The organism is Pelotomaculum sp. PtaB.Bin117 (genome assembly GCF_002067195.1).
GTDB classification, from domain to species: Bacteria; Bacillota; Desulfotomaculia; order Desulfotomaculales; family Pelotomaculaceae; genus Pelotomaculum_D; species Pelotomaculum_D terephthalicicum.
The window spans coordinates 42,428-68,998 of record NZ_MVQM01000178.1 but is presented as its reverse complement, the minus strand read 5'-3'; the positions used below and the strand labels follow the sequence as shown (position 1 = coordinate 68,998).

The window sequence follows — 26,571 nt, the reverse complement described above, 5'->3', positions numbered from 1 at the left end:
ACCCCCGGTAAGCAAGATAACATAACCTTTATTCTATATTATTTTAATATATCTTAGTGTCTTTAAACAGTATCGATATCGTTTATTTTTAAACTAAGGTAACGGGGATGCAAGGGGACGTTCCATCTTCTTGCCTTTAAACAGTAACCGTCATTGCTTTAGTTTTTTAGCTACAACACCAGATCGACATGATGAATCCGCCCGTCGTCGCTCAATTCAAAGGAAGCGCCCTCCTTGACATCCTGCTCAGCGATGGGAACTTCACGCCCGTCAATATTTAAAGCAGTCGCTCCGCCGGACTTGCGCGAGGGATTTTCGACAGTAATAAGGTAATTTGTACAGCCGAAGCGGTAGTTGATGGAAAAACCCGGCCATTCGCCCGGAATGCACGGGCAAATGTACAGCCGTTTGCCGCGGCGGCGCAGGCCAAGGATCCACTCAATTCCGGCCTGATACATCCACCCCGCGGCGCCGGTGTACCAAGTCCAGCCGGCGCGTCTCTGACGCGGGTCCACCAGGTAAACGTCTCCCGCCATGACGTATGGCTCACCGGCATACTGGCGCGCTTCATTAGGCGTCTTCGTATGATTGATCGGATTCAATATCTGGAACAATTCAGAAGCCTTATCTCCTCTGCCAAGTTTGCACCAGGCGATAATGCTCCAGATGATGCCATGGGTGTATTGAGCTCCATTCTCCCGGATTCCGGGCGGATAACCCTGTATGTAGCCGGGACTGGGCTTCGTATGTTCAAAAGGCGGCGTCAAAAGACGTGCGGCGGAACGCTCCCGGTCCACAAGTTCGCGGTCAAATGAATCCATCGCCTGCAGTGCCCGATCAGGCGGGGCCGCTCCGGAGATCACCGCCCACGACTGGGCAATGGCATCGATCCGGCATTCTTCATTGTAAATAGAACCCAGCCATTGTCCGGCGTCAGTGAAAGCCCGCCGGTACCACTGCCCGTCCCAGGCTTGCTCGTTAAGAGAAAAAGCTAATTTTTCCCGCACGTTGCCATAGTGTTCCGCCCGCTGAGCATCACCGCGCTGCCGGCATAAATCCGCAAACATATCCAGCACAGCACAGAGAAACCAGCCGAGCCAGACACTCTCTCCGCGACCCCCGGCGCCTACGCGGTTCATACTGTCATTCCAGTCGCCGGTCCCGATCAGCGGCAGTCCGTGCTCCCCCAAGCGCCCCAAAGCCCTGTCTATGGCACGCAGGCAGTGTTCGAAAACGGTGCCGCTCCGGGGAGAGATTTGAGCCGGCTCGTATCTCTCATGTTCATCCTCCGCTAAAGGCTCGCTGTGCAGAAAGGGTACTGTCTCGTCCAATAAACTGCTGTCCCCCGTATGCTCCGTGTAACGCCCGGCTGCATAGGGCAGCCACAGCAAATCGTCTGAGAAATGTGTACGAATGCCGCGCTGCGTCTCTTCATGCCACCAGTGCTGCACATCGCCTTCCTCATATTGACGCGCGGTGTGCGTCAATATTTGAGCCCGTGCAAGATCCGGCCGAGTGTGCAGAAGCGCGAGCGAATCCTGCAGTTGATCGCGAAAACCGTACGCGCCTCCCGCCTGGTAAAAGGCAGCTCTGGCCCACATTCTGCAGCTGAGGGTTTGGTATACCAACCAACCGTTCAGAAGCACATCCATCTCCGGGCAGGGTGTGGACACCGAGACCTGGGTCAGAACCCCTTCCCAAAATTCCCGTACCTGTACCAAGGCCTGTTCACAAACATCATTTTTTCTGTATTTCTGCGCCAGTCGCACGGCGTCGTCACGGGAATATGCGCATCCGAATAGGATATAGACTGTCCGTTCAGCTCCGGGTTCTAAAACGAGCTTGGACTGCACCGCGCCGCATGGGTTATAAAGAGGGCCCGTCTTGCCTGACAGGCGCTCTGAAAAAAGAGCGGCGGGGCTTTCCAGGGTGCCGTTGCGGCCGAGAAATTCGTCGCGGTCCGCCGTCCAGGACAAATCATCCATTACGCCGCCTTCCCGCCACGCCGCCGGTTCGGCCGCACCCGGTGCAACCGCTGCTGTCTCTCCTGACGGAACGGGTTGCTGATACACGCCTAAAAAAGCCGTGGCATCGCGAAAATCCTCCTGATATGCGTTACGGGCAAGCATGATCCGGGCTGATTCATCCCATTCCGTGATGATGAAGGGAGCGTTCGCCTGGCGCTGCACACCCAGCACCCATTCCGCATAATAAGTGACGGAGAGACGCCGCCGCGCGGCGCTGTTGTTCCGCAAATGCAATTTAACCACTTTGACCGGATCATCGCGCGGTACAAAAACAGTCATTTCCTGCATGATACCGTTTTTCTCCTGGTGAAAACGCGTGAAGCCATGGCCGTGGGCAATGGTGCAGTGCTGCTCCGCCTGCGCGGCGGAGCACGCGGGAAACCAAAGTTCGCCGCTCTCTTCGTCCCGCAGGTAACATACTTCACCCGGCGGGTCCAGTACGGGGTCGTTTGACCACGGGGTCAATTTACATTCACGGCTGTTGCGCGACCAGGTGTAACCTGTGCCGAGTTCGGAGACAAGGCAGCCGAAGCGTGGATTAGCGATCACATTGATCCACGGCGCCGGCAGATGCTCGCCATTTTTCAGGATAATCCGGTACTCCCGGCCATCCGGCGCGAACCCCCCCCAGCCGTTGAAGAATCTTAATTGGCGCCCGTCATCCGGCGGAGGAGCGGCAAATCTGTTTAACGGCGCTGTCGGCGTTAAAGGCGCCAGGAAGGCAGTATCCCGGCGGGGCGGTTTAGTCTGCGCTCTGATGCCGGGACCGTTCGCCCGCAGCACCACCCGGGCGACAGCGTACAACATTGTCCTGTCCCCATCCGGCAGATGATTGGCATTAATAATGAAAACACTGCCGGCGCCGCCGCCCGGCCTGTGCATGACCTGTTCCACCGCCCGCCGCAGCGCATCCTGCAAATCCTGCTGGTATCCTCCCGCCGACTCGTTTAGCACAACCAGGTCAAAGAGCAGCCCCAGACGGCGCAAATACTCGTGTCCGTTCAAGAGCTTGACGACAAACGGAATATCAGCCCGGTCCGCGATTTGTACGAGGAGCACAGGCACATCTCCGGATAATCCGTACGCCCAGAGGCCGGACTGTCCTTTCGCGTTGGCAGTGATGCTTTGCCGCCGTTCCTGACGCAGCGGGGGATTATAGAGCACCCGGCCCGCTAAAGTTTGCATAATCATCGCCTTAGGTATAGTCATATGCAGATGCCTGAGTTCGATCTGACTGCGATTCCAGGCCATTTGGAATGTCCGCTCCACCACCAGCTCCCCTGTGAAACGGCCGATAATATCGACCGCCTCTTCCTTCGTGCCGGCCACCGCAGTGACAGCGAACAATTGCGCCTTTTCACCGGGATTAATGCTTAAACGCCGCCGCATGATCAATGCGGGGTCTGTCACAGAACCAACTGTACCACGCAGGCGGGAACGGATTCCCCGCGGTTGGGAGAGCGTATGTCCGTGGCCGATAAAGCAAGCCCGATCGGTTTCGTATTCCACCGGTCCGATGGCCTGCCCCGCGGTCATTAAAGCATGCGCCGCCCACAACGGTTTTTCATCCGCCTGGCGAGGCCTGCGCCAGGCCAGCAGACACTGGGCATTTTCCACATATTCCGTTTTGATAAACAATTTGCTGAAGACCGGGTGCGCATCGTCAGCCATGGGAGGAGCCAAAGCCAGTTCTAGATACGTCGTTACTTCCAGAATCCGCGCTTCAGTTCCGGTATTAGTAAGCGTCAACCTGCGGACTTCCGCGTTCCATTCCGGAGACACGCAAATTTCCAGGCCTGTGCGCATGTCTCCGTCAACACGCATAAAGGCAGCCCGGTCAAGGGAGAATTGCACCCGTTGTTCAGCAGACTGGACACGACAAGGCTGAAACGCCGGTGACCATAATGCGTCGTTATTAACGTCACGGATATATATGTAGCTCCCCCAATCATCCAGCACCGGATCTTCCCGCCAGCGGGTTACAGCCAGGCCTTCATACCTGCAGAACCCGCTGCCGCTGTTGGTTACCATGGTCATAAAACTCCCGTTGGCAAGCAGGCACACCTCCGGGGCGGGCGTGTCCGCGCTTAAGTATTCGCGCAGGGCGCCCGTAAACGCCGGCTTCGCACCTGGCACGCGCGCGTGTGCGAACGCGGGATGTTCAATGATCTGGGGCCGCGCGGGAATACGTTCCTGCAACAGCAGTTCTGTCGAACGCACGCGTTTGTCACGGTGAAATCGCTCGTATATTTTTTGGGGCGCCAGCAAGTTGGCGATGGTAAGCAGGCTCATTCCCTGATGATGGGCCATAAAACTCCGGATGACCATGCTGTTCTTGTCCTTCGGCAGACGCTCGGACGTAAAATCTATGGCCTCATAATAACCATATTTGCCATAGGCGCCCATTTCCTTTAATTTTCGCAAGTCAGCCAACCCCTGACGCCTGGCAAAAGGCAAGGCCAGAATGGTGGCGTACGGCGCCACAACCAGATCTTGTTCGAGGCCGCGCTTAAAGCCGAGGCCGGGAACACCAAACGCCCTGTACTGATAGTTCATTTGATAATCAAAAGCGTAGTAGCAGCACTCGGAGATGCCGAACGGCACTCCCCGCCGGTGCGCGTAATCGATCTGCCGTTCGACGACAGCGCGGTAGGTGCTGTCCCAGACGGTGTTCCAATAGGTGCGCATAAAAATCCAGGGCATTAAATATTCAAACATGGTCCCCGCCCACGACAGCAGCGCGATCCGCCGCCCGATCCTGGTCATTGTCCGCCCGAGCGCGTGCCAGTGCAGCACTGACACATGACCGAGAGCAATGGCAATAAAGCTTGACAGTCTCGATTCCGACGCCATCAGGTCATACAAGATCTGATCCGGTTCATCCAGCCCGGCGCGGTATCCGATGTTGAATAATTTATCCTTATGGTCGTAGAGTGCGCGGAAATCTGTCTTAATGATTAGTTCCTCCAGGCGCGTGACCAAATTCCACCCGCGGGCCAGCCAGTTTTCTCCGTCGTTTGCGGGCAATGTCAGGCGATGAACCACATTCTCATCTTGCCTGGCAGGCGTCAACTCCACGGCAAAGGCTACGCTCATCGCCTCCGCCGCTTTGCCGCGCGCCTGTTTAGAACCAGGCTCTTCGTCCCCTGCGCCAGCCGCCCGCAGCCACTCCGCCAGCCCCTCTTTAACCGTCATCAAACAGCCGACGAAGTTGCCGGAATCCACTGTCGACACGTATAACGGCGGCAGCGGTGCGAGCGTGACTGTGTCGTACCAGTTGTAAAGATGGCCTTTCCATTTTTTCATTTGCTCAATGGTATTAATCGTACGCTCCAATCGCTCAACCAACCCGGGCGTATCAATAAACTCGAAATCTCTCGCCGCCAGCACACTGGCAAGATAGAGGCCGGTGTTGGTGGGCGAGGTGTGGTGGACTACCCCGGTGGGCGGGTCGATTTGCACGTTGTCAGGCGGCAGCCAGTGGTCTTCTGCTGTGACGTAGTCTTCAAAAAACATCCAAATCTGTTCCGCCAGCTTGCGCAATTCCGCCTTCTCAGACGCTGCAAGCGGCCGCTCCGGCAGCTGCACGGGGCGGTCCAGCCATCTGACCGCCAGTGGGGCGAGCGCCCACATGGCGCAAAAAGCCAAACCCGTCCACCGCAGCGCCGGAATAACGCTGCTCCACGATGCCAGCGCGGATAGAAGCAACAGCGCGTAACCTCCATACATACCAGGCAGCGCATGGCGGCGTCCGCCCTTGTCGCGGCGCTCAACTTCAGCGGCGCTAACCCATTCGAGCAAATGGCGTTTTGACACGAATAAGCGGTACAGGGTTCTGGCGATCGCGTCAAGCAACAGCACACTTTGAAACGGCAGTGTGATAAAATTTACCATTACTTGACCGGCTGTTGCCAGGAAGCTTTGCGGACGCCAGAAAGTCCACCGGATCGCCGTGAATTGACGAAGCAGCGGCAGGGACAATGTAGCCAATACCAAAACAAGCCAGCGCCCGGGAGAACCTGGCAAGACGGTCGGACCAAGCAGCAAAACCGCAAACATCGCCGGCGGCAGCAAACTGCGGCGCATATTGTCGATGATCTGCCAGCGAGTGATGAGAGATAAGTCAACCGGCAAAGATATTCCCCGCCGGTCGCGCACCCGGTGAAACAGCCAGATCAGCAACTGCCAGTCGCCGCGCACCCAGCGGTGCATTCTCTTCTGGTAAGCGCTGAATGTGGAGGGGTGCTCATCTATCAATTCGATGTCCGATAACAAACCGGCGCGCAAAAAACCGCCTTCCAACAAGTCATGACTGAGCACCCGGTTTTCTGGAATGCGTTCACCCAACACTTTCGCGAATGTGTCAACGTCGAATATGCCCTTCCCCGTAAAAATACCTTGTCCCAACCCGTCCTGATATGGATCGGATGCGGCAAAAGCGTAAGGATCGATACCTGGATTTGATGACCATAAATAAGCGAATCGCGAACGTAAAGCCGCCCTGTGGCTAATGCCGATACGCGGCTGCAGTACGCCGTATCCCTCGATTACCCGAGTCTGTTCATGATTTAAACGCGGTCTGTTGTAAGGAAGATGCATGGTGCCGATCATCCGTTGCGCGCTTCCCACCGGCAGTTGCGTATCCGCGTCAAGGGTGATGATGTAACGAATCCGGGGCAGGATAGACGTGTCCCCGGCAACGCAGTCGTAAGTCGTATCACTCCGTCCTTTAAGCAGTTCCACAAACTCAACTAATTTGCCCCGTTTGCGCTCCCAACCCATCCATACCCCTTCGGACGGGTTCCACAACCGGCGTCGTTGAAAAAGGTGAAATGTACTCCCGCCCGGGCGGGAATAAGTTTGATTCAACTCCTCGATGCATTTGCGGGCAGCTGCAAGGATACCGGCATCCGCAGGCAGTTCAGCCTCTTTCGCGTCAACAAGATCGCCCAGGAGGGCAAAGTGAATATTCGGGTCACGGTTAGCCAAGTAATGCAGTTCCAAGCGCTCCGACAACTCTTGCACTTCTCTGACGGTGGACCAGATTACCGGGATGACAACCATGGTGGAAGCTTCGGGCGGTACGCCGCGCGAATAATCATACCGCAAAAGCGGCCGCGGCCGCCTGGCGCACTCAATAAGCCAGTGGGCCGCCATGACCGCCCAATCGCTGGCGGGTAATATCAACGCAAGCAAAATCACCGCCCGCTGGACAATTGTTAAATGCGCACCTCCCCCTATCCACATGGCGAAACCAAACAGGGCAACTGCGAACAGACCCGCGAGAACGCCGAAATAAACACCGTTTGCACGACGCAAAACACCTGTTTCAGGCAGGTAACGGGGTGTGCCGCACATTTTCAACGCGCGCCGCAGCTCCTTGACACCGTCCGGTTCGAGCAGGTAGTACGCGATAAATGCTTCGCGCGGCATTTTTTCTAAATCTGCCGGACTGACAGCGGTATTCTGATCCACCCGTTCTTTTTGCGCCTGCTCGTATTCCTTTGCCGCCAGGTCAACGGCCTGCTTTGCAACCAGATTCTCCGGCAAACGCAGGCGGCGGGCTAATTTCTCAACTCTTTCCCGCAGCTCGTCACGGCTGGAGTAATCAAGCAGCGGGTAAACACCCGTGCTTTCTGCGCGAAAATTATTTTCCACCATGGAAATCTGCTCGAACTGATCGCGCCAGTCCCAGCGTGATAATTTTCGCAAACTGCTGATGATGCTGCCTGCTTTCACTTGATAGGCGGCCTGTAATTGGTACTCGTAGGAAACAATACGGTCGAGGCTATCCGGGCCGTTTTCCAGCTTGCACATCAGCCATTCACGCACTGTTGCCAGATCGTCCGCCTTCTCGCGCAAGTGTCTGACCAGGTGGACAATCAGCGGCCCGGATAACGGTATGTCTTGACCCGCCTTTTCAAGGACAGTCTGCAGAACATCCGGATTTAACCTTGATGATTCTATTTGCTCCAGCAGCTTTTCCACTAATGTGCACACCTCCCGCCGTTCACGGACCATTTCCATGACCCCGGCAAGACACCTGAGCAAAGCGATGCGCAGGAAAAGCGGGAAAGCCCACGCCTCAGCGATGGTCAAAACTGATACTTCCTGGTAATAATTTATATATGAAACAAGTGATTTTTCGTCCAGATTTCCGTCAACGTGTTCGAGATAATCAGCACAGATTGAGAACACCCTCGTCTTGTGAGTCTGGCGCAAATGCGGCAGATTCCGTAAAAAAGCGCCGGACAGCTGGTGCCGGATAACCGACACCTGCTCTTCAATAAATTCAGCGTGATCGAGCAGCCATTCTTCCGCAGGCTGAGAACAACTCACATAACCATCTTTTAGAGAATCTATGAACGCGCGCAAATTATTAACGTCTGTGTAAAACTCCCGCCACAGTCGCTTAGATGGTTTGCGTCTAATATAAGGTTCGTGTGTCAGCGCCAGTTCATGAGCTTTCTGACAAAACTGTTCAGTGTCTAGAATCATTAGTCCTCCTGAAAAACATCAGAAGCTGCAAAGTGATTTAGGTTTATTGGCGATTCCGTGTCACGGAATCAGGAACAGTTAAAATATTCCCCTTTTGCCTGTAAATTATTAATCCTCAATGCCACCGGCAGGTACCGAACGTCACATGACAATAGTTTTAGCTATTTCTTTTTCATCTATTACGGCGATTTGTCAGTACTAAAAAGCCAAGGAACCTATGATAGCTCCTCGGCTGAAAAATAAGAAAATTTTTCAAAAAATATTGTTTTAACCAAAATTACAATCATGTTCGGCGGCATAAAAATACTAAACAGGGACAAACTAATGCAGAAAATAATTATCGGTTAAAAGGAGAGATTTTTAATGCATAAAAAAGATAGCGTAACAAGGAAATCAACGGACATGGAAATCGGGCAAGAGCCGAATAGTAATCATTCATACCAGTATGGACAGCCGAACAGATTTCAGTATCAGCCTATGGGAACTCAGCCGGCAGGAATACAATCCGTGGGGATTCAGACGATGGCTATGCAACCAGTGCAGCCGCAGATTACTCAGCTTTTTCAGCAAATACAACAATTTAGGGACCAAGCACTGCAAGAACAGCAATATACTCAGCAACAGCTGAAGCAAAATATTGAGCAGGCAATTACAATTTTAAATCAAGGAATGCAATACCTTCAGTCAACAGGCGCCCTTTCTAAAATGAATCAAGCAATAGACAGTGTACAGTATCAACTGAATCAAATGGTCGGACAGCAAGGCCAGAGCCAGTTAGGACAGCCGTCAATGGGTGGCCAAAGCAATCAAATGTACAGCTATCACAGTCAATTTTAAGTGAACTAGTTTAGTTTCCACTTAACTTCGGGGTTTCAGCGGGCGTCTGAATATAAAAATACTCCAGAAGCTGGGATGGCCTCTGGAGTATTTTGTTGCGGGAATGCCTGAATTATATTTTACCGTTAATAGTTATTTCCCTCTTCCCAATATATTTTTCGCGCAGTTTCGGCTTGTCGATTTTCCCTGTCGGGTTACGCAGCACCATATCAAAGACGACTTTTTCAGGCCATTTAAATTTTGCCAGGCCCGCGTTCTTGCAGTGTTCTATAACTTCCGACTCGGTCATGGTCTCCCCATCTTTTATGGTTACGATAGCCATGGCGATTTCTACCAGACGCTCGTGCGGATAACCAATAATCGCCACATCCTGAATTTTCGGGTGGCTGAACAACACCGCTTCGATTTCTACCGGAAAAATATTTTCGCCGCCCCTGATAATCAGATCTTTCTTCCTGTCGACAATATAAAAATAACCTTCCTCATCAATTCTTACCAGGTCGCCGGTATAAAGCCAGCCGTCTTTAATGGTTTTCGCGGTCATCTCAGGGTTGGAGTAATATTCCTTCATTATCCTGGAGCCTTTCAGAATCAGTTCCCCCACCTCGCCGAGCGGAACATCATTTCCGTTATCGTCAACCGCGCGGGCTTCCATGTAAAAAGTGGGTTTTCCAATCGACCCCGGTTTCCTCAAAACATCTTCGTCGTATAAATTAATGCTCCCTCCTCCGCCGCCTTCAGTAATGCCATAGATGTTTCCTGTTTTAAACGGGAATATCTTTTTAAGATCATGCAGCAAGGAAGGAGGAACAGGCTGCGCGCCAATTACCAAAGAGCCTGTAAAGTGTGAGAAATCATATTCCGCAATATTGATCTCACCTTTTTTTATCGCATTTACCGCGTCTGACATGGTCGGTACCGTAATCCAACTGTTATTAACCTTTTCTTCCACTATGCAATCAAGGAGCCATTTGGGCTGCAGGCCGTTCAAAATAACAATTTTTCCACCGGCAAGGTAGCAAGGGAAGGAAAGGAAGAAACTGCCGCTGTGATAAAAAGGTTGCGGCGCCAAATATACTGTTTCTTTACCTTCATCATAAGTAAGGGCGTTGCCGACACCTATTTCATATAAAGTCTTGTGCGCCTGGCACACAGGTTTTGGCGGTCCGGTTGTACCCGAGGTAAACATCAACTCCGCCGGGGCCGCATCGTCCACCTCGACAAGAATATCCTCAGCGCCGGCGCTTTGAATAATACTGTCATAAGCGATCATATCGGCGGGAGATTGTTTGCCGATACAGATATAATTCTTTATGGTTTTCATTTCTTCCTGTATCGGTTGAACCTTTGAGAGAAAACCGTCGGCCAGAATGAAAGCCACCGGCCCGCAAGCCTTGGCCGCGTGCATGATATCCTGGCTGGCAAAACGAAAACTTAGGGGAACGGCTGTGGCGCCTACTCGCAAAATGGCGTGAAATGTGACATACCACTCCAGGCTGTTCATTTGCAGGTGCAGGACAAAATCACCTTTTTTCACGCCCAAATTATTTTTCAAATAATTAGCTACTTTATTTGTTTGTTCATTAAATTCCCTCCAGGTAAGAGACCTTCTTTCGCCTTTCGCCGGATTACGCTCAATCAAAAATTCCTGCTCGGGATATTTTTTTGCGTTAATCAAGCCGAAATATGCAAAATTCATTTTTCCACCCCGTTTTTATTAAAAATGTTTATCTATATCATTTTTGCTTGCAATGCTTAATTTGCTATTTTCACCTCATTCGTTTAAATTAACTCTGACAGCGTTAAACATAAGCTATTTATTAGTTAATTTGAAATAAAAAAGCCCCTCGTCCCTATAGGGACGAGAAGCTAAAACTTTCCGTCTACCACCCTGGTTGGCCTATAAAACATAGTGCCCTTTAGTAAGGTACGGGAATTAATCCGATACCCCCTCCCCTGTAACGTTGGGATTACGTCCAAACCTACTGGCCGTTTGCGAACGGTTTCAGCCGGCATCTCCAGAGGGAACTTCGGCAGGCCTTTTCCTAAGAGTGCTTTCAGTCAACGACACTCTCTCCCTGCAGGAATACAACCAGCTTACTTTTCTCCTTCATAGACTTTTCAGTACATAATTAATATCATTTTAGCACCTGCCATTTCCAAACGCAAGACCTATTTTAATAATCATATCATTCGGTTTAAATAATTTCAGGAAAATTGTGTCATGTTAACGCCGACGGTGAAATATATTTTGGGAAAACAAGTTGACAAAAAAAAGAAAGCGTGTAATAATTCCATATTTAAGAGGTTATCATGACCTTTATTCAGTACCCGTGGCAAGGAGGTCTGGATCTTTTGGCAAAAAGAAGGACTCGCAGAAAGCTAAATAGCCGCCGCCTTTTTTCTCTTTTATTTTGTCTTGCTGTATTATCTGTGGGATGCGTTGGATGCGGATTGGTATATTCCAGCATCAGGGACGTGCCCAAACTAACTCCAGATTCTTTGGAGTCAGCGGCATCCACTTTGGTTTATGATAAAGACGATAAACTAATTACCCAGATAGGAATAAAGAACAGTGTTCCTATAGATTTGAAGGATGTCCCGGACAACGTGAAGAACGCTTTTCTGGCTATCGGAGACCCAGGTTTTTATAAGCACCATGGCTTCAGCTTCCGTGGAATCGCACGGGCGGCCTGGAATGACCTGAGTTCAGGCTCAATTAAGGAAGGCGGCAGCACGATAACCCAGCAACTGGTAAAAATTTCTTTTCTCAGTGACGAAAGAACTTTAAAAAGGAAATTACAGGAACTAATTCTGGCCCTGCAGGTTGAGCGACAATATACAAAAGACGAAATTTTAGAGATGTATCTTAACAATATTTACCTGGGTGAGGGTGCTTACGGAATCCAGGCGGCGGCTCAAACTTACTTTGGGAAAGAAATCAAGAGAGGTTTAAAGCTGGAGGAGGCAGCCATGCTTGGCGGCCTGCCCCAGGCTCCCAGCGCCTACTCTCCATATTTGGATCCCCAGGCGGCGTTGTCCAGGCGGAATACTGTGCTGGACAGTATGGCCAAGAATAACTTTATTAGTGAGAGTGAAGCTGCCAAAGCCAAAGCTGCAGAGTTGAAAATTGAAACCAAGGAGCCGGCTGAAAGGCAATACCCGTATCCATACTTCCTTGACTATCTGACGGACAAGCTGATTGAAAAATACGGAGAGACTGAAGTATTCAAGGGAGGTCTGAAAGTCTACACCTCCCTGGATCAGAATATCCAACAAATTGCCGAAGCGGCCATGGCCAGAAACAGCAATTTCCCGTCCTCCAAGACTGACGCTAATAATTTGCTGCAACCCCAGGGCGCGGTAGTGGTCCTGGATCCGCATACCGGTGAGATAAAAGCGCTGGTGGGCGGACGCGAGCACACCCAGAAGAGGCAGTGGAACCGGGCCAGCCAAACCACACGGCAGCCGGGTTCCGCTTTCAAGCCTATTGCCGTATACGGGCCGGCAATAGAATATAAAGGGATGGGGCCCGCATCGGTGGTTGACGATATTCCTGTCAATTACGGCTCTTATGAGCCGCATAATGTTGACGGGAGATACCGGGGTCTGATCACCTTGCGCACAGCCATGACTAACTCGGTTAATATCGCCGCGGTGAAAATATTGATGGATAAAGTCGGCATCAGCGATGCCATCAAATTCGCTTCCGGGTTGGGAATCCAGCTGGATCCGCAAAAACACGGCGCCGGCATGGCGCTGGGCGGTTTATACAACGGGGTGACCCCTTTGCAAATGGCCAGCGCTTACGGAGCTTTTGCCAATCAGGGAATTTACGTTGAGCCTACCGCCATAACCAGGGTTGAAAAAGCAGACGGAGTCATCCTGGAACAAAACGTTCCCAAGCAGCACCAGGCTATGAAAGCCACCACGGCATACCTTATTACCGATATGCTTAAATCTGTTGTGCAAAGCGGCACTGGAACCAACGCCCAAATAGGGCGGCCGGCGGCGGGTAAAACCGGCACAACCGACGACGGTAAAGATATCTGGTTTGTCGGATACACCCGGGAGCTCGTAGCGGCTGTGTGGATCGGGTACGACAAACCGACTTCCATGCAGGCATATGGCGGCACCTATCCGGCGGGAATCTGGCGGGAAATAATGAGCAAAGCGCTAAGCAACGTCACGGTTAAGGATTTCCAACGCCCAGATGGCTTGGTTTCATATACTGTGGACGGCAAATCAGGACTCTTGCCCGGACCGAACACTCCCAGCGACAGTCTTGTTACCGATCTTTTCAATGAAGGAACAGTCCCGACTGAAAGCGACAACATCCATGTATTTGTCGAAGTTTGCGCAGCCAGCGGGCAACTTCCCACTGAACGATGCCCGGACAAAGTTATTAAACCTTTAATCAAGCTCCCGTATTCTGTTCCTTCTTTTGTGGAAGATTATAACCTGCGTGTGCCCACCCAGCCATGCGCTGTCCATGAGCCGGGCTCATCCGCCAGCGCCGGCGGCGGCAATAAGCCGTCAAACCCGGCAATACCCGGCGAAATAAAAACACAAACGGGAAAACAAAACGGCCGGACTGTCCGGACCGATCGCGGAAACAATTGAACACAAGGTGATGAAAGGAGAAAGAACTGACGTGTTTCCAGACCGTTACATCTACCCTGCCATCTTTAATTACTACGATGATGGCATTTCAATCGAATTTCCTGATTTGCCCGGCTGCTTACTTTGCGCTGAAACTAACGAAGAAGCATTTAAAAACGCCAAAGAAGCTCTTGGCCTTCACTTATTGGACATGGAAAATGACGGTGAGCGCATTCCCGAGCCAACGGTCATAAACAGCTTAAACTTAAAGCCGAACCAGCTGGCAGTGCCTATTGAGGTTTGGATGCCTGTTTTCCGGGAAGATATTGATAATAAAATAGTGAAGAAAACTATAATATTACCTAAGTGGCTCGATGATATGGCTGAGAATGAAAAAATAAATTTGTCCCAGGTTCTTCAATCCGCGTTAAAAAATTATTTCGGTATCAGTGATTATAAAAAGCAGTCCTAAACGGACTGCTTTCACTATCTCAAAGACTTGCGAAAATCAATGATATGGAAATGCTGCCCGGGCAGGCTCCCGCCGGTATTGACCCCGGCTTTTTTCATTAGTCTTGTGCCCCTATCCGGGCGGTGCAGACGCAGGTTCCAGCGGCAGGCGAATCCGGCAAACCCTTGATTTTTGTTTGAAGGAAATTTATAATTTAAACCGTTTAGTACAATACATGTACTGAGTAGTCTATATTTTTTAAAGGCCAGGCAGTGGTTTAAGTATAAGAAATAAAATTTGTATGAATTGGATTGCAGTAGGCGTTAAAATGCATTAAGCAGGAAAAACTGTAGGTGCGAGGTTTATTGAAAGGGGGTGAGACAGGTGCAAATAGCGGAAAAAACCTTTCTAACCGGACTCGGGGCACTCTCACTTGGCAGGGAAAAGGTTAAAAAAGTTATTGACGAGCTGGCTAAGAAAGGCGAAACCACCAGGGATGAAGCCAGGGAACTGCTCCAGAAGTTAGAAGACAAGGGGAAGGCGGAGAAAGAATCCTTGCGGGCGGCAATCGAGCAGAAATGCTGTTCCCCGGGGCAGCTAAGGCCGGCCACCAGGCAGGACATCGAAAGATTGGAACAAAAACTGGATGAATTAATAAAGAAATTAAGTTAACCGATTACCGATTATGGAAGGGTACTGAGAACGTAGTAGTTTTCCGTACCCTTCATAATTTTTTACTCACCCCATAAAGAAAGGGTCGGCCAGGCAGAATTAAATAAGGCGAAGGATGATGCTGTTATGCAACTGCGCAGGCGGTACAAACATTTGCAGCGCTACCGGGAGATTGTAAATATTTTGCTAAAACACGGTTTCGGCCACATTCTACACCACCTGGGCTTGGCGGATTTTGTATCGATTCCCGGAAAAGTGTTTTTTAAAAAAGAGCCCCGGATAGAACAATTTTCCATGCCCCAAAGGGTACGATTGGCACTTGAGGAACTGGGGCCGACATTTATAAAAGTGGGCCAAATTCTAAGCAGCAGGGCCGACCTGCTGCCCCCGGATTATTTAATTGAATTGGGAAAACTTCAGGACAGGGTGCCGGCTTTTGCATTTGATACGGCCAAACAGCAGATTGAAAGGGAATTAGACCAGCCATTAGAGGAAATATATGCCGAGTTTGACCCCGCACCGCTGGCCGCCGCTTCCATAGGCCAGGTGTACCGGGCCGCGCTGCCCGACGGCCAGAAGGTAGTGGTTAAAGTCCAGCGCCCGGATATTGAGAAAATCATCAACATCGATCTCGAAATACTATATGATGTGGCGCGTTTTCTCGAGAGCCGTTCGAATTGGGCGGAGATGTACAGCTTTGTCGAGACGGTGGGCGAGTTTGACCGGACCCTCCACGAAGAGCTGGATTATAACGCCGAGGGCCGCAACGCTGATGCTTTCAGAAAGAATTTTGCCGGCGAGCCCGGTGTGTTCATTCCTATGGTCTACTGGGACTTTACTACCAAAAAAGTTTTAACCATGGAATATGTACATGGGATAAAGCTTAATAACCTACAGGAAATTAACCGCCTGGGTTTGGACCGGCCGGCATTGGCCAGGAAATTAGCCCAAGCTATATTTAAGCAGATTTTAATAGACGGTTTCTTTCATGGCGACCCGCACCCCGGAAACCTGGCGGCGCTCTCCGGAGGGGAAATTGCCTTCATGGACTTCGGCATGGTTGGGCTCCTTACGGAAGAAACCAAAAGTAAAGTGGTAAAACTGCTGACGGCACTGGTAAGTAAAAGCTCCGAAGCAATAACGAAGGCAGTTTTAGACCTGGGGGTTGTCCCCAAAAATGTTGACAAAAGGCTTCTGCGCCTGGATATCAACTTATTGCAGAGAAAGTATTATGAGGTCCCCTTAAGTCAGATTAGCCTGGCAGAATCTTTAAACGACATCGTGAGTGTCGCCTTAAAATATCACATCCGGCTGTCAACGGAATTCACCTTGCTGGCAAAGGCACTGTTGATCCTGGAAGGGATAGTGAAAGAGCTTGATCCGAAGTTGAGCATAATTAAAGTAGCCGAGCCGTTTGGGAAAAGTCTGCTTATGGAGAAGCTTTCACCTCAAGCATTGTCGAAAGCCGCGATTAAAAACCTCCGGGAATTTGGGGATGTTCTTTCCTTCTTGCCGAAACAGGTCAGTACGGTGCTGGACCTGGCTGCGGCAGGAGAGTTGAAATTAAAACACCAGCTTCCCCAGATTGATGAAGTTCTGAACAGGGTAAACAAAATGATCAACCGGCTGGCCTTTAGCATTGTGATAACCGGCCTGGTTATCGGATCTGCTTTTCTGGCCCGGAAGGAAGGTATTCTGTTCGGGCAGGTGCCGGTAGCGGAAGCGGGATTTTTAGTGGTTGCGGTGCTGGGTTTCTGGTTTCTGGTTTCAATCCTGCGCTCGGGTGGTTTTTAAGCCTGATTATTCTCCTTATAGCCGTCGACGAGATTGCATTTCGGGCCGGTGTTGCCAAAGGCACAATGACTATAAATGTAAATTGTTACGCCAGGCCTTGTTATTAGTGCATTCCTATACTTTAATTACAATTTTAGGTACTCATAGTAATATAAATTTTGCAAAAAATACTTATTGAATGAACGCAAACAATAAAAAAGGAGGTGTGGATATTGCATTACCACGACTGGTCAGACTCTTCCCGCGGTGTTCATGTTAAATCGCTTACACCGGACGGCAGCGATGTTACAATTATCTATAACGGGCTTCTAAATAAAAGTGGAGCAAATGAGGTTTATCTGCACGCGGGTTTTGGTGATCCGATGCACTGGAGAATTGTCGATGATTACCGGATGCAGCGCACGGCGGAGGGCTGGAAAAAAACGCTTAATATGGAGGACAGGCAGTTAACTTTCTGCTTCCACGATAGCGCAAACAACTGGGATAACAATAATGGCTACAACTGGTCCTATAATATCGGTTAATGAGAAACCGGGGTTAAACCCGGTTTCTTACTGGTAGTTCGCTTTTACTATGCCAGGTCGACTACTGTGACACCAAACCCGCCCTCGCCCTGTTCGCCCAGGCGGAAGGACTTCACCCGGCGGTGCCCGTTGAGGTGCTTGTGGATAGCCATCCGCAGCGCGCCTGTGCCTTTGCCGTGTATCAGCCGTACTTTGGCCAGCCCGGCTAAAAAAGCGTCGTCCAGATACTTTTCCACCTCAAACAAGGCGTCTTCAGCATAAAGTCCCCGCAAATCAAGTTCGAATGAAATCTCTTGCGCTTTGTTCAGCGCCACCCTGGCCGTTTCGCTTTGCCCGCCTGGTCTGTTTTTTTCAACCCGGCGCAGTTCATTTAAAGGCACATTTATTTTTATAATACCTACCTGCACCTGCACTTCGCCTTCAGGACCGGGCGGCGTCAGAACAACACCGTGCTGGTTGAACTTTGGCAAATACACTTCTTCCCCGCTGAGCAGAATCCCCGGGACCTTGCCGGCGATAACTTTTTCGGGCACAGCCTTGTTTACTTTTTTTTGCAGTGCCGATAACTTTTCCCTGGCTTCCTGAATAGCGTTCTCCCTAACATGAGCCGCTTCCCGGGCCAGTTTCACCCTCAGTTCTTTAATTGTTGATTCGGCTTCCAACCTGGCGGTTTTAACCAGAGATCTTGCTTCATCCCCTGCTTTTGCCAGAATGGACTCCCGCTTCTGGGCAAGGTCAAATTCCATCTTTTCATATTTTTCTTTCAATAACCGGGCTTTTTCAGCTGATTCAACAGCCTCAACGCGACTGGCCTCTACCTCCTGTTGTGCCTTCTCCAAATTCTGCATCAATTCTTCAACCTTTATTTGTTCAACAGTTAAAAATTCCCTTGCCCGCTCCACCAGTTGCTCCGGCAGCCCTAATTTCAACGCCGTTTCAAAAGCGTTGCTGCGGCCGGGCCGCCCGGTTAGAAGACGGTACGTGGGCCTTAAAGTGACAGCGTCAAACTCCACGCTGGCATTTTCCACCCGCTCCCGCGTATAGGCAAAATTCTTCAACTCGTTGTAGTGGGTAGTTGCGATAGTTTTAGCGCCCGCAGTGTGCAATTTTTCTAAAATCGACTGGGCTAGAGCCGCCCCCTCCGTCGGATCTGTTCCGGCCCCCAGCTCATCAAGCAGGACTAGACTGTCACGGCCGGCTTTACCGATGATTTCCACAATGTTAACCATGTGGGAGGAGAATGTGCTTAGAGACTGCTCGATGCTTTGTTCGTCACCGATGTCCGTGAATACTTGCCGGAACAACCCGATTTTTGAACCGTCCTCAGCCGGCAGGTGCAATCCGGATTGAGCCATCAATACCATAATGCCGGCGGTTTTTAAAGCTACCGTCTTGCCGCCGGTATTGGGACCGGTCACGACAAGCGTGTCAAAATCCTCACCCAGCCGCAGGTTTACCGGCACCGCCGCCCCTTGCAGCAGTGGATGCCTGCCCTGCCGGATATTCATGCACGCCTCGCCTGCAAAAGCCGGAGCCCAGGCATTCAACTTCTCACTGTACTTGGCCTTGGCCATAATAAAATCAAGCTCCCCCAAGGCATCCAGGGAGATGAGCAGGGCCTCGGCATTGCTGGCCACTTCCGCCGATAACTCGGTTAGGATTTTTAACACTTCCTGTTTTTCCAATACCGTCAAACGCCTTATCTCATTGTTCCTGTCGACTACCGCCATCGGTTCGATAAACAGAGTGGCGCCGCTGGCGGACTGGTCGTGCACGATTCCGGGCACCTGGCTGCGGTGTTCGATTTTAACGGGCACCACATAACGGCCCTCCCTGACTGTGACAATCGGGTCCTGCAAATACTTCTGGTATTCCGGAGAACGGATGACATGCTCCAGATGCTCCTTGATTTGGAACTGGGCGTTTAACAGCTTGCGACGCACTTGCGCCAAAGCGGAGGAAGCATGATCCGCGATCTCACCGCCGGGCAGGATGGCTCGTTTTATCTTTTTTTCAAGATCCGGCAAAGAGACCAAAGCAAATCCCAGTTCACTGAGAATGGGATAACGCTCCCGTTTTTCCTCAAGAAAATTTTTTACTATCCGGCAGGCTGCGAGGGTGTCGGTTATTGCTGTAAGCTCCTCCGGCTCGAGCAAGGCCCCGCGGCCGGCTCTTTGCAGCTGTGGCCTTATATCGCGCCAACCATTTATCTCAGCGGTCGGGTCCAGCCGGAGCATTTCACGTCCTTCGCTGGTTTCTGCCTGCCACCTGAGAATAGCTTCCAAGTCGTCAACAGGTTCCAGTTCCCATACCCGCTCTTTGCCAAGAGGTGATCCAGCGTAACCGGCCAGTTGTTCTTTGATCTTATTATATTCAAGTCTTAATAACGTTTTATGGTCCATAAGCCTGGCCTTCCTGCTTATTTATGTTAACTAAATTATAGCATATATTTTTTTTATGTTCTAGACAGCTTATCTTATAGTAGACAATTAACGAATTAGTCAATTTCACTATAATTCTGGTACCTTTTATCTGCCATAATTTTGGCTAATAAACTATTGATAATATCTCCTGTGTTCCAATATTGCTATTAGTCAAATAAGCTATTTATTTTATTCTACTTTAATATTTTATCTTATATTAATACTACTTTCACATATATCTCTGTTGTATTAGTGCAATCAATAATAGAACAGGCAGTTTATCTACAGCACTCCACGGTAATAATGCCCCCTGGTGAATCCACCCGGGCTGTACTTGACCAAAGCTTCTTTTGCACGCGATTCCACGCCATCCTCCAGTGCTTCGGGCAGCTTGCTCATAGCCAAACGGTAAGCCCGCACAACGTCGCGGACATATTCAGCCCCTTCGCGCCTTGCTTCGATGCGAAGCACCGTCACGCCTGTTCCGGCCAGCAACCCGATATCTTCGATAATGCAGAGATCCCGGGAATTAAATAATTGCATCCGGCAGAACTGATCCATCTCAAACGGAAATACAATCCCCTTGCGGTCCCTCAGCCCCCAGTGCCTGCCGGCGCATGGTCCGGCGCAATTGTTGCCGCAGCCCAGCAGACTGCCCGCAACACAATGTTCGGAGACCATCAAAGGCAAAGCCCCGTGCACAATCACTTCAGCGGGAACTGGCAGAGCAGGCGCCAGACGGCGGATTTGCTCCATGGTCAACTCAGGCGAAAGGGTGACGCGGGCCACCCCTGTTTCCATTAGAAAGATAGCCGCCTCGCGGTTGAACACGTTCAGTGAAAAATCTGCGTATACCGGTTTGCCGGTAATTTTTCCCACCTTTGTGATTAAGCCAAGGTTGCCTGCCTGAACCCCGTCCAAAAGAGTTGCGTCCACCTTTTCCAATAAACGGCAAAACCAGGCAAGTTCCTTATCCTGCAAAATACGCGGCGACGATAATATAAAACGAACGCCGGCTTTCCCGCATAGCTCGCCGGCGGGTTGAATAACTTCCGGAGTTACAGGCTCTTTGGAGCGGTACTGCTCACCGCCGAAATATACTATTCCGGCTCCCGCTTCCACCGCCGCCGCCAAGGAAGCCAAATCGGTCACGGCGACAGCCAGTTCAGGCAGCCCGACAGTTGCCGGCTTAGCCATTTTTTCATGAAAAAAAGCGGCGGACAAACGGCGGCGGAAATCTTGATCAGAAACCGGTTCTTGCCTGGCGGCGGCCATGCGGCGCTTTTCCAGTACGGCGAGCGCCCGGCGCCGCGCCTCATTGATTTCAGCTACCGGCACAATCACCGGCTCCGCCAGTTCGCAACGCAAGTCCGTCATGGCAAACGGGGTATTCCCCAACCTTCCAAGCTGGTTCGCTAAATATGCACGGGTCAAAGGGCGCTTCAGGGCTCTCTGGCACGGGGACTTTGTTTCCGCCTCCCCGGTCAGCCCGCCCTGGTCAGTCACTCTGATCAGCAAGGGCTCGTTGAGACGGGCAAAGACCTCAAATATCAGCGGTATTTTCTTCTGTTCCTTGGGAGAGGCAAATGTTGCTCTCGCCCGCTCAATCAGATCGGCGTCATGGGTTTTAAAGACACGGTCGCCGGGAAAAACCCGGCCGGGTATATCCAGGTACACTATATCCCCGGCGGCGGCCCGTTCAACACTTTTTCCGTCCTTGACGATCCGGCGCACTTCTCCGGCCGCCCGCCCTCCCTCGGTAACCCATACTTCAACGCCGTCGCCCAGCCGCAGCGGCTTCTCCAATGACAATTCGGCCATCTTTTGTTTCCTGTCGAAACCTTTTATCCTTCCCAGCCGGACCCCGCGGTTGTTCGGGCGTTTGTAGCTCATCAAATCCCGGCCGGGATGGCCGTAAAAATAGCCGGTGGTAAAATCACGGTTGAATATCTGGGCCAGCTCCCCAGCCTCCTCAGGGGTAACCTCATAACCTGCGCCTTCAGCGGCCCGGTCCAGCAGCTTGCGGTAAATTCTGACTACGGTCGCGACATATTCCGGCCTCTTCATCCGGCCTTCAATTTTTAAAGAGGTGATCCCGGCATTGAGCAAATCGGGCAGGTGACGGCTCATGTTGAGGTCGCGGGGACTCAAAAGGTGCTCGCCCGCCGCATCCGGCTCAGCCACCGGTCGATTTTTTTCATCGACCAGAACATAACTAAGACGGCAGGGCTGGGCACAGCGGCCCCGGTTGCCGCTCCGTCCGCCGATCAGGCTTGACAACAAGCACTGGCCGGAGTAGCAAATGCACAAAGCGCCGTGCACGAATGATTCCACCTCAACCCCGCCCCACCCGGTAATTTCCTTGATGTTTTCCAGGGAAAGCTCCCGGGCCAGTACGATTCTGCTGATGCCTTTTTCTTTCAACAGCCGCGCCGCCGGCAGGTTATGAACAGTCATTTGCGTGCTGGCATGCAGGGGCAGTTCAGGAATAACCCGCCGGGCAAGCCTGATTAAGCCCGCGTCCTGCACGATTACCGCGTCGGCGCCGGCACGCTGCAAGAAGTGCAAAAACTGCGCCGCGCCGGTTAGTTCATGATCCGCCAGAAGCGTGTTGACCGCAACATAAACCTTAACCCCGCGCACATGGGCAAATTCCACCGCTTTAATCAACTCGTCGTCATCAAAGTTGCCGGCAGATTCCCTGGCGTTGTAAGATTTGCCGCCCAGGTAAACGGCGTCCGCCCCGTTTTCCACCGCCGCCACCAGGGATTCCCAGGCGCCGGCGGGAGCGAGCAATTCCGGTTTAACCGGCATTTAAGTGTTACTCCTTCCGCACATATCTTAATAGCCCGGAGCAAGGGATTACTTCAATACCCCGCTGCGCCAGCTCATCGAGGAAAAGGTTCATCCCGAGCGAGTCGCTGGCCATGTGTCCCGCTATGATTACATTGATATGATTTTTCTCCGCTTCTTTGCGGTGTTTTTCACCGATATGCATCACTACCAGCGTACCAACGCCGGCCACGGCCAGCTTGGCGTACGCGTCTTCGGAACCGCTCGTGCCTCCGGTCATATCCACCATGATCCTGCCGGCACGCTTTTCCTTGCCGCCGACAACAATAACCGGACCCGCGTTATACTTCACCGCCTCGGCGTACTCAGGGATGCTTTTCATGAACTTAATCAGTTCTTCCAGGGTTTCCGGCTTTTCTTCGTTTATTATATTTTGCAGATAATATTGCACCAGATTGTCCGCGGCGGTGTGCACGCACATCAAAGGAATACCCAAAAGCCTGGCGGCATCCACCGCCCGGTTATGGTTCAGAGGCAACAACCCCCGCTTGACCTCACTGATACGCGAGGCCATAATCCCTTCAGCCACATTGATCGGCACGCCAAAACCGGCAAGCACGTCTTCCTGTATTTTCATCACCTGGTAAAGAGCCGACATTGCTTTTCCTTCCGGGTGGTGGGCGATGATCAGATCCACCGGTTGCCCCCGGGCGGTAAGCCGGTCGGCCAGGAGCACTTCGGCCGCTTCCATGTCGATACCGGTCAGCACACGATTAACCTCATGCTCAGGTTCGCCGAAGAGAACCCTGGTGTCACCGTACGGGTTAAACAACCGGTCCTGGTCGTACTCTTTCTTTTCGTCTTCTTTTAGCTCATTAAAATTTTTCTGTTCCTTTTCCAGCAATTTAAGCACTGCTTCCCTTGACCGCGGGTCGTTTTCAATACCCTTTTGCACGGCCAATTCGTAAATATCCCTGATTTTCAGCTTACCTTCCCCCTGTCCCCAAATAATAGATACTCAGAATTCAGTAGTCAGGAGTCGGAACATTTTAAGACAAAAACCATTCTCTCATTCTGCTCCTTACCCTTCTCCTTACCCCTGTCTTCCGTCTTCTGTTTCCTATCTTCTGACTCCTGACTTCTGACTCTTTATTTTTTAGAAATAAACCGGCTGCCTTTCAGGTAATATCTCAACGGCAGAGCAGTTCCTTCTCTAATGCCGATACGGGTTGTCGCGACGATTGGCTCACTTTTCTTTTGCCCCTGATAAATAACGAGCTTTCCTCCTGTCAAGTCTGTGCCGTTATGGCGGCGTGTTATACCCATGGCCTGCACCAGTTTTGCCGGGCCTCCGCATAGTTCCTCCAGCTTCTCCCGCTTCCTCCGCAAACGCATCAGCTGTATCCCTTCAACCGGCTCCAGCGCCCGGATCAAAACAGCTTCCCCTACGCCTTCCGGGGCGGAAACCACATTAAAGCAGTAATACATACCGTAAATAAAATATACATAAGCGTGACCCGGCGGTCCGAACATCACCCGGTTTCGGCGGGTAATGCCGCGAGAAGCATGGCAGGCCGGGTCATCTTGCAGATAAGCCTCTGTTTCCACAATCCTGCCGGCGGTGATTCCTTCCGGAGACATGTGCACGAGCAGGTTGCCCAGCAGTTCTCTGGCTACTGCGGTTGTATCACGGTTGTAAAAAGCGCGGGGCAGGATCTCCTTATTTATAAATATCCCGGAAGCATTTAACATTCTACGCACCCAATGTAGGTTTATCTTATTCTGACTCTTGACTCCTGAATTCTGAGCAGTTACTAATTTTTCTTGTCCAGGTATGCGAGGAGTTTATCCAAAGGCATCGTGTTGACAATATCACCCGCTCCCAGCCAAGCCCGGCGCGCCACCGCGATTCCATAAGGCATTTCATCCATCCTTTTCAAGTCATGGGCGTCCGTGTTGACGGCAATTTTAATACCTTTAGCTTTGGCCGAACGGGCATTTACGTCATTTAAATCCAGACGGTCCGGAGACGAGTTTATCTCCAATATCGTACCACAAGCGGCGGCGGCATCCAATACTCTCTCCATGTCAAGAGCGTATCCATCCCGCCTGCCCAGCAAGCGCCCGGTCGCATGACCGATGATGTCGACATTTTTATTTTTTATTGCTGAAATAATTCTGCCGGTCATTTTTTCCCGGTCCTGTTTAAAAGCGCGGTGGACCGATGCCACCACCAGGTCCGTTTTTTCAAGTATTTCATCAGGACAATCCAGCTCCCCCCCGGGCAGGATATCCGCTTCTATTCCGGTGAGTATTCTAAACTCTTCATTATTTTCATCAAATTTCTCATTTAGCAGGGCAATCTCACGGTGCTGTTCTTTAAGCTTTTCCAGAGATAGCCCTTTTGCTATTTTGAGAGACTGAGAGTGGTCGGTAATAGCCAAATACTTGTAACCTTTTTCTTTCGCCCGCTGCACAACTTGTTCTATGGAAGCGACACCGTCGCTCCAAGAGGTGTGAATATGCAAGTCGCCCACGATATCACCCTGTTTCACCAGTTGTGGCAGGCTGTCCTTGAGGGCGCATTCAATTTCACCCCGGTCTTCCCGGATTTCAGGAGGTATGTACGGCATGCCCAGAGCAGCGTATATATCTTCTTCACCATGCATTATGCCTGTCCGTTCCATTACCAAACGGGTAAAATCAACGCCTTTTACCCCAAATTTTTCTTGCAAGCGCGACAAATGCGCTTTACTTCCGGTGCTCTTATGCAGCGCCGGAAAGAACATCTCCTCCGGCACCACCTCCAATTCCACATAAATACCCCACCAGGAATAAAACCCGGCACGGTTTGCAGCCTTTTCCGACACTTCTTTGATGCGGGGATGGCTTGCCATGGCCTCAAAAACCTCATTTGCTTCTTCAGCCGCGACCACCAGGTCAATATCCCCTACCGTTTCCCGCCACCGGCGTATGCTGCCTCCAACTTCCACTTTTATCACACCGGGAATAATTTTTAAGTATTCCGTCAACTCCGCGGCCAGATCTCTCGCAGTAGCCAGTAAAACTTTGCCCGACCGTCTTTTGATCATTTCCACATTCCTGATAATATCCATCTCAAGCTTGACCCCCATCCCCGGCAGGCCGCGCACACGCTTGGCCCGGGCCGCCTCAGCAAGCTCTTCGGGGCTGGTGATGTTCAGTCTTTCCTGAAGCAGGTAGGCTCGCTTTGGCCCGATTCCGGGCAAAGACATTATTTCCATTACGCCCGGAGGCACTTCCCTCAGCAGCTCCTCGTGCTTTTGCAGCCGTCCGGTTAATAGAATTTCCTCTATCTTTTTTGCAATATTTTTGCCAATCCCGGGGATCTTTTGCAGCCCGCGGTTTTTTTTAATTTCTTCAACAGGTTCGCTTAGGCCGGCCAGCACTTTTGCCGCGTTGCGATAGGCGCGAATTTTGAAAAAATCATCCCCTTTAAACTCATGCAATTCAGCCAACTCATAAAATATTCGGGCTATTTCAGCATTTCGCAAGATAATCGCCCCACTTCAGCATAAGATAAAACTCATGAAGTCACTTCATGAGTTCAAGTGCGTTTTATTTTGATTCAGGTTCAAGCATTTTAACCATATTTTCATATTCTTCCCGGAGTTTAAGCAATTCATCCGCCATGTTTAAGGCAGCAAGCACAGCTGCTTGCGACTTGCTCAGTTTTGGGTTGCGTTCAGCCAGTTGCTTCATTTTATGGTTGACATACTGGGCTACTTTCATCATCTGTGCCGGGGAACTATCGCCTTTTAGCGTATAGAACTCGCCAAAGATTTCAACTTCAACCCGGAACTTCTGCTCTTCGGACATAAAACTCCTCCAGGTGTTAATCAAAATAAATAATAGTTATTTCGTCATGCTGCCACAATTTCCTTCACCTTAAAAATATTTTCACAGGCTCT

General features: G+C 51.0%; 14 protein-coding genes. 6 read left to right on the top strand and 8 right to left on the bottom strand.

Going from position 1 to position 26,571, the window contains the following annotated elements:
* Nucleotides 1-170: 170 nt before the first annotated feature.
* Nucleotides 171-8,525, bottom strand: coding sequence for a glycoside hydrolase family 94 protein (locus A4E54_RS15085; RefSeq protein WP_286726608.1), 8,355 nt, complete (start codon nt 8,523-8,525; stop codon nt 171-173).
* A gap of 363 nt (nt 8,526-8,888) precedes the next feature.
* On the opposite strand from A4E54_RS15085, the gene A4E54_RS15080 reads away from it, so the two are divergent.
* Nucleotides 8,889-9,362: a hypothetical protein gene (locus A4E54_RS15080; protein ID WP_240083376.1), complete on the top strand. Its 474-nt coding sequence runs from the start codon at nt 8,889-8,891 to the stop codon at nt 9,360-9,362.
* 112 nt (nt 9,363-9,474) lie between these two features.
* Here A4E54_RS15080 and A4E54_RS15075 read toward each other — a convergent pair whose 3' ends face one another.
* Nucleotides 9,475-11,061, bottom strand: a complete 1,587-nt coding sequence (locus A4E54_RS15075; RefSeq protein ID WP_286726607.1) for a class I adenylate-forming enzyme family protein — start codon at nt 11,059-11,061, stop codon at nt 9,475-9,477.
* A 656-nt stretch (nt 11,062-11,717) separates the two neighbouring features.
* Here A4E54_RS15075 and A4E54_RS15070 point away from each other — a divergent pair.
* From A4E54_RS15070 to A4E54_RS15050, 5 genes are all read left to right on the top strand, one after another.
* On the top strand, nt 11,718-13,985 hold the full coding sequence (locus A4E54_RS15070; RefSeq protein ID WP_286726606.1) for a transglycosylase domain-containing protein: 2,268 nt from the start codon (nt 11,718-11,720) through the stop codon (nt 13,983-13,985).
* 10 nt (nt 13,986-13,995) lie between these two features.
* On the top strand, nt 13,996-14,436 hold the full coding sequence (locus A4E54_RS15065) for a type II toxin-antitoxin system HicB family antitoxin (RefSeq protein WP_240083424.1): 441 nt from the start codon (nt 13,996-13,998) through the stop codon (nt 14,434-14,436).
* 363 nt (nt 14,437-14,799) lie between these two features.
* Nucleotides 14,800-15,087 (top strand): phasin family protein, encoded by a 288-nt coding sequence (locus tag A4E54_RS15060; RefSeq protein ID WP_240083379.1) that lies wholly within the window; start codon nt 14,800-14,802, stop codon nt 15,085-15,087.
* A 126-nt stretch (nt 15,088-15,213) separates the two neighbouring features.
* Nucleotides 15,214-16,881: an ABC1 kinase family protein gene (locus tag A4E54_RS15055; RefSeq protein ID WP_240083380.1), complete on the top strand. Its 1,668-nt coding sequence runs from the start codon at nt 15,214-15,216 to the stop codon at nt 16,879-16,881.
* A gap of 212 nt (nt 16,882-17,093) precedes the next feature.
* The gene (locus A4E54_RS15050) at nt 17,094-17,405 is read left to right on the top strand and encodes a carbohydrate-binding protein (RefSeq protein ID WP_240083381.1); all 312 of its coding nucleotides are present in this window, start codon (nt 17,094-17,096) and stop codon (nt 17,403-17,405) included.
* A gap of 47 nt (nt 17,406-17,452) precedes the next feature.
* Here A4E54_RS15050 and A4E54_RS15045 read toward each other — a convergent pair whose 3' ends face one another.
* From A4E54_RS15045 to A4E54_RS15020, 6 genes are all read right to left on the bottom strand, one after another.
* Nucleotides 17,453-19,807, bottom strand: coding sequence for an endonuclease MutS2 (locus A4E54_RS15045; protein ID WP_240083382.1), 2,355 nt, complete (start codon nt 19,805-19,807; stop codon nt 17,453-17,455).
* Nucleotides 19,808-20,110: 303 nt separating this feature from the next.
* Nucleotides 20,111-22,642, bottom strand: a complete 2,532-nt coding sequence (locus tag A4E54_RS15040) for a U32 family peptidase (RefSeq protein ID WP_240083383.1) — start codon at nt 22,640-22,642, stop codon at nt 20,111-20,113.
* Nucleotides 22,643-22,649: 7 nt separating this feature from the next.
* Nucleotides 22,650-23,606 (bottom strand): Nif3-like dinuclear metal center hexameric protein, encoded by a 957-nt coding sequence (locus tag A4E54_RS15035; protein WP_286726695.1) that lies wholly within the window; start codon nt 23,604-23,606, stop codon nt 22,650-22,652.
* A 164-nt stretch (nt 23,607-23,770) separates the two neighbouring features.
* The gene (locus tag A4E54_RS15030; RefSeq protein WP_240083426.1) at nt 23,771-24,373 is read right to left on the bottom strand and encodes a DNA-3-methyladenine glycosylase; all 603 of its coding nucleotides are present in this window, start codon (nt 24,371-24,373) and stop codon (nt 23,771-23,773) included.
* Nucleotides 24,374-24,435: 62 nt separating this feature from the next.
* Nucleotides 24,436-26,154 (bottom strand): DNA polymerase/3'-5' exonuclease PolX, encoded by a 1,719-nt coding sequence (gene polX, locus A4E54_RS15025; RefSeq protein ID WP_286726604.1) that lies wholly within the window; start codon nt 26,152-26,154, stop codon nt 24,436-24,438.
* Nucleotides 26,155-26,218: 64 nt separating this feature from the next.
* Entirely contained in the window at nt 26,219-26,479 is a 261-nt protein-coding gene (locus A4E54_RS15020) for a cell division protein ZapA (RefSeq protein WP_240083385.1), read from the bottom strand.
* Between the last annotated feature and the right edge of the window lie 92 nt (nt 26,480-26,571).

What these genes read in the sequence shown, in the direction of transcription:
- A4E54_RS15085 (WP_286726608.1), bottom strand. Translation starts at nt 8,525, where the DNA reads ATGATTCTAGACACTGAACAGTTTTGTCAGAAAGCTCATGAACTGGCG.
- A4E54_RS15080 (WP_240083376.1), top strand. Translation starts at nt 8,889, where the DNA reads ATGCATAAAAAAGATAGCGTAACAAGGAAATCAACGGACATGGAAATC.
- A4E54_RS15075 (WP_286726607.1), bottom strand. Translation starts at nt 11,061, where the DNA reads ATGAATTTTGCATATTTCGGCTTGATTAACGCAAAAAAATATCCCGAG.
- A4E54_RS15065 (WP_240083424.1), top strand. Translation starts at nt 13,996, where the DNA reads ATGAAAGGAGAAAGAACTGACGTGTTTCCAGACCGTTACATCTACCCT.
- A4E54_RS15055 (WP_240083380.1), top strand. Translation starts at nt 15,214, where the DNA reads ATGCAACTGCGCAGGCGGTACAAACATTTGCAGCGCTACCGGGAGATT.
- A4E54_RS15045 (WP_240083382.1), bottom strand. Translation starts at nt 19,807, where the DNA reads ATGGACCATAAAACGTTATTAAGACTTGAATATAATAAGATCAAAGAA.
- A4E54_RS15040 (WP_240083383.1), bottom strand. Translation starts at nt 22,642, where the DNA reads ATGCCGGTTAAACCGGAATTGCTCGCTCCCGCCGGCGCCTGGGAATCC.
- A4E54_RS15030 (WP_240083426.1), bottom strand. Translation starts at nt 24,373, where the DNA reads ATGTTAAATGCTTCCGGGATATTTATAAATAAGGAGATCCTGCCCCGC.
- A4E54_RS15020 (WP_240083385.1), bottom strand. Translation starts at nt 26,479, where the DNA reads ATGTCCGAAGAGCAGAAGTTCCGGGTTGAAGTTGAAATCTTTGGCGAG.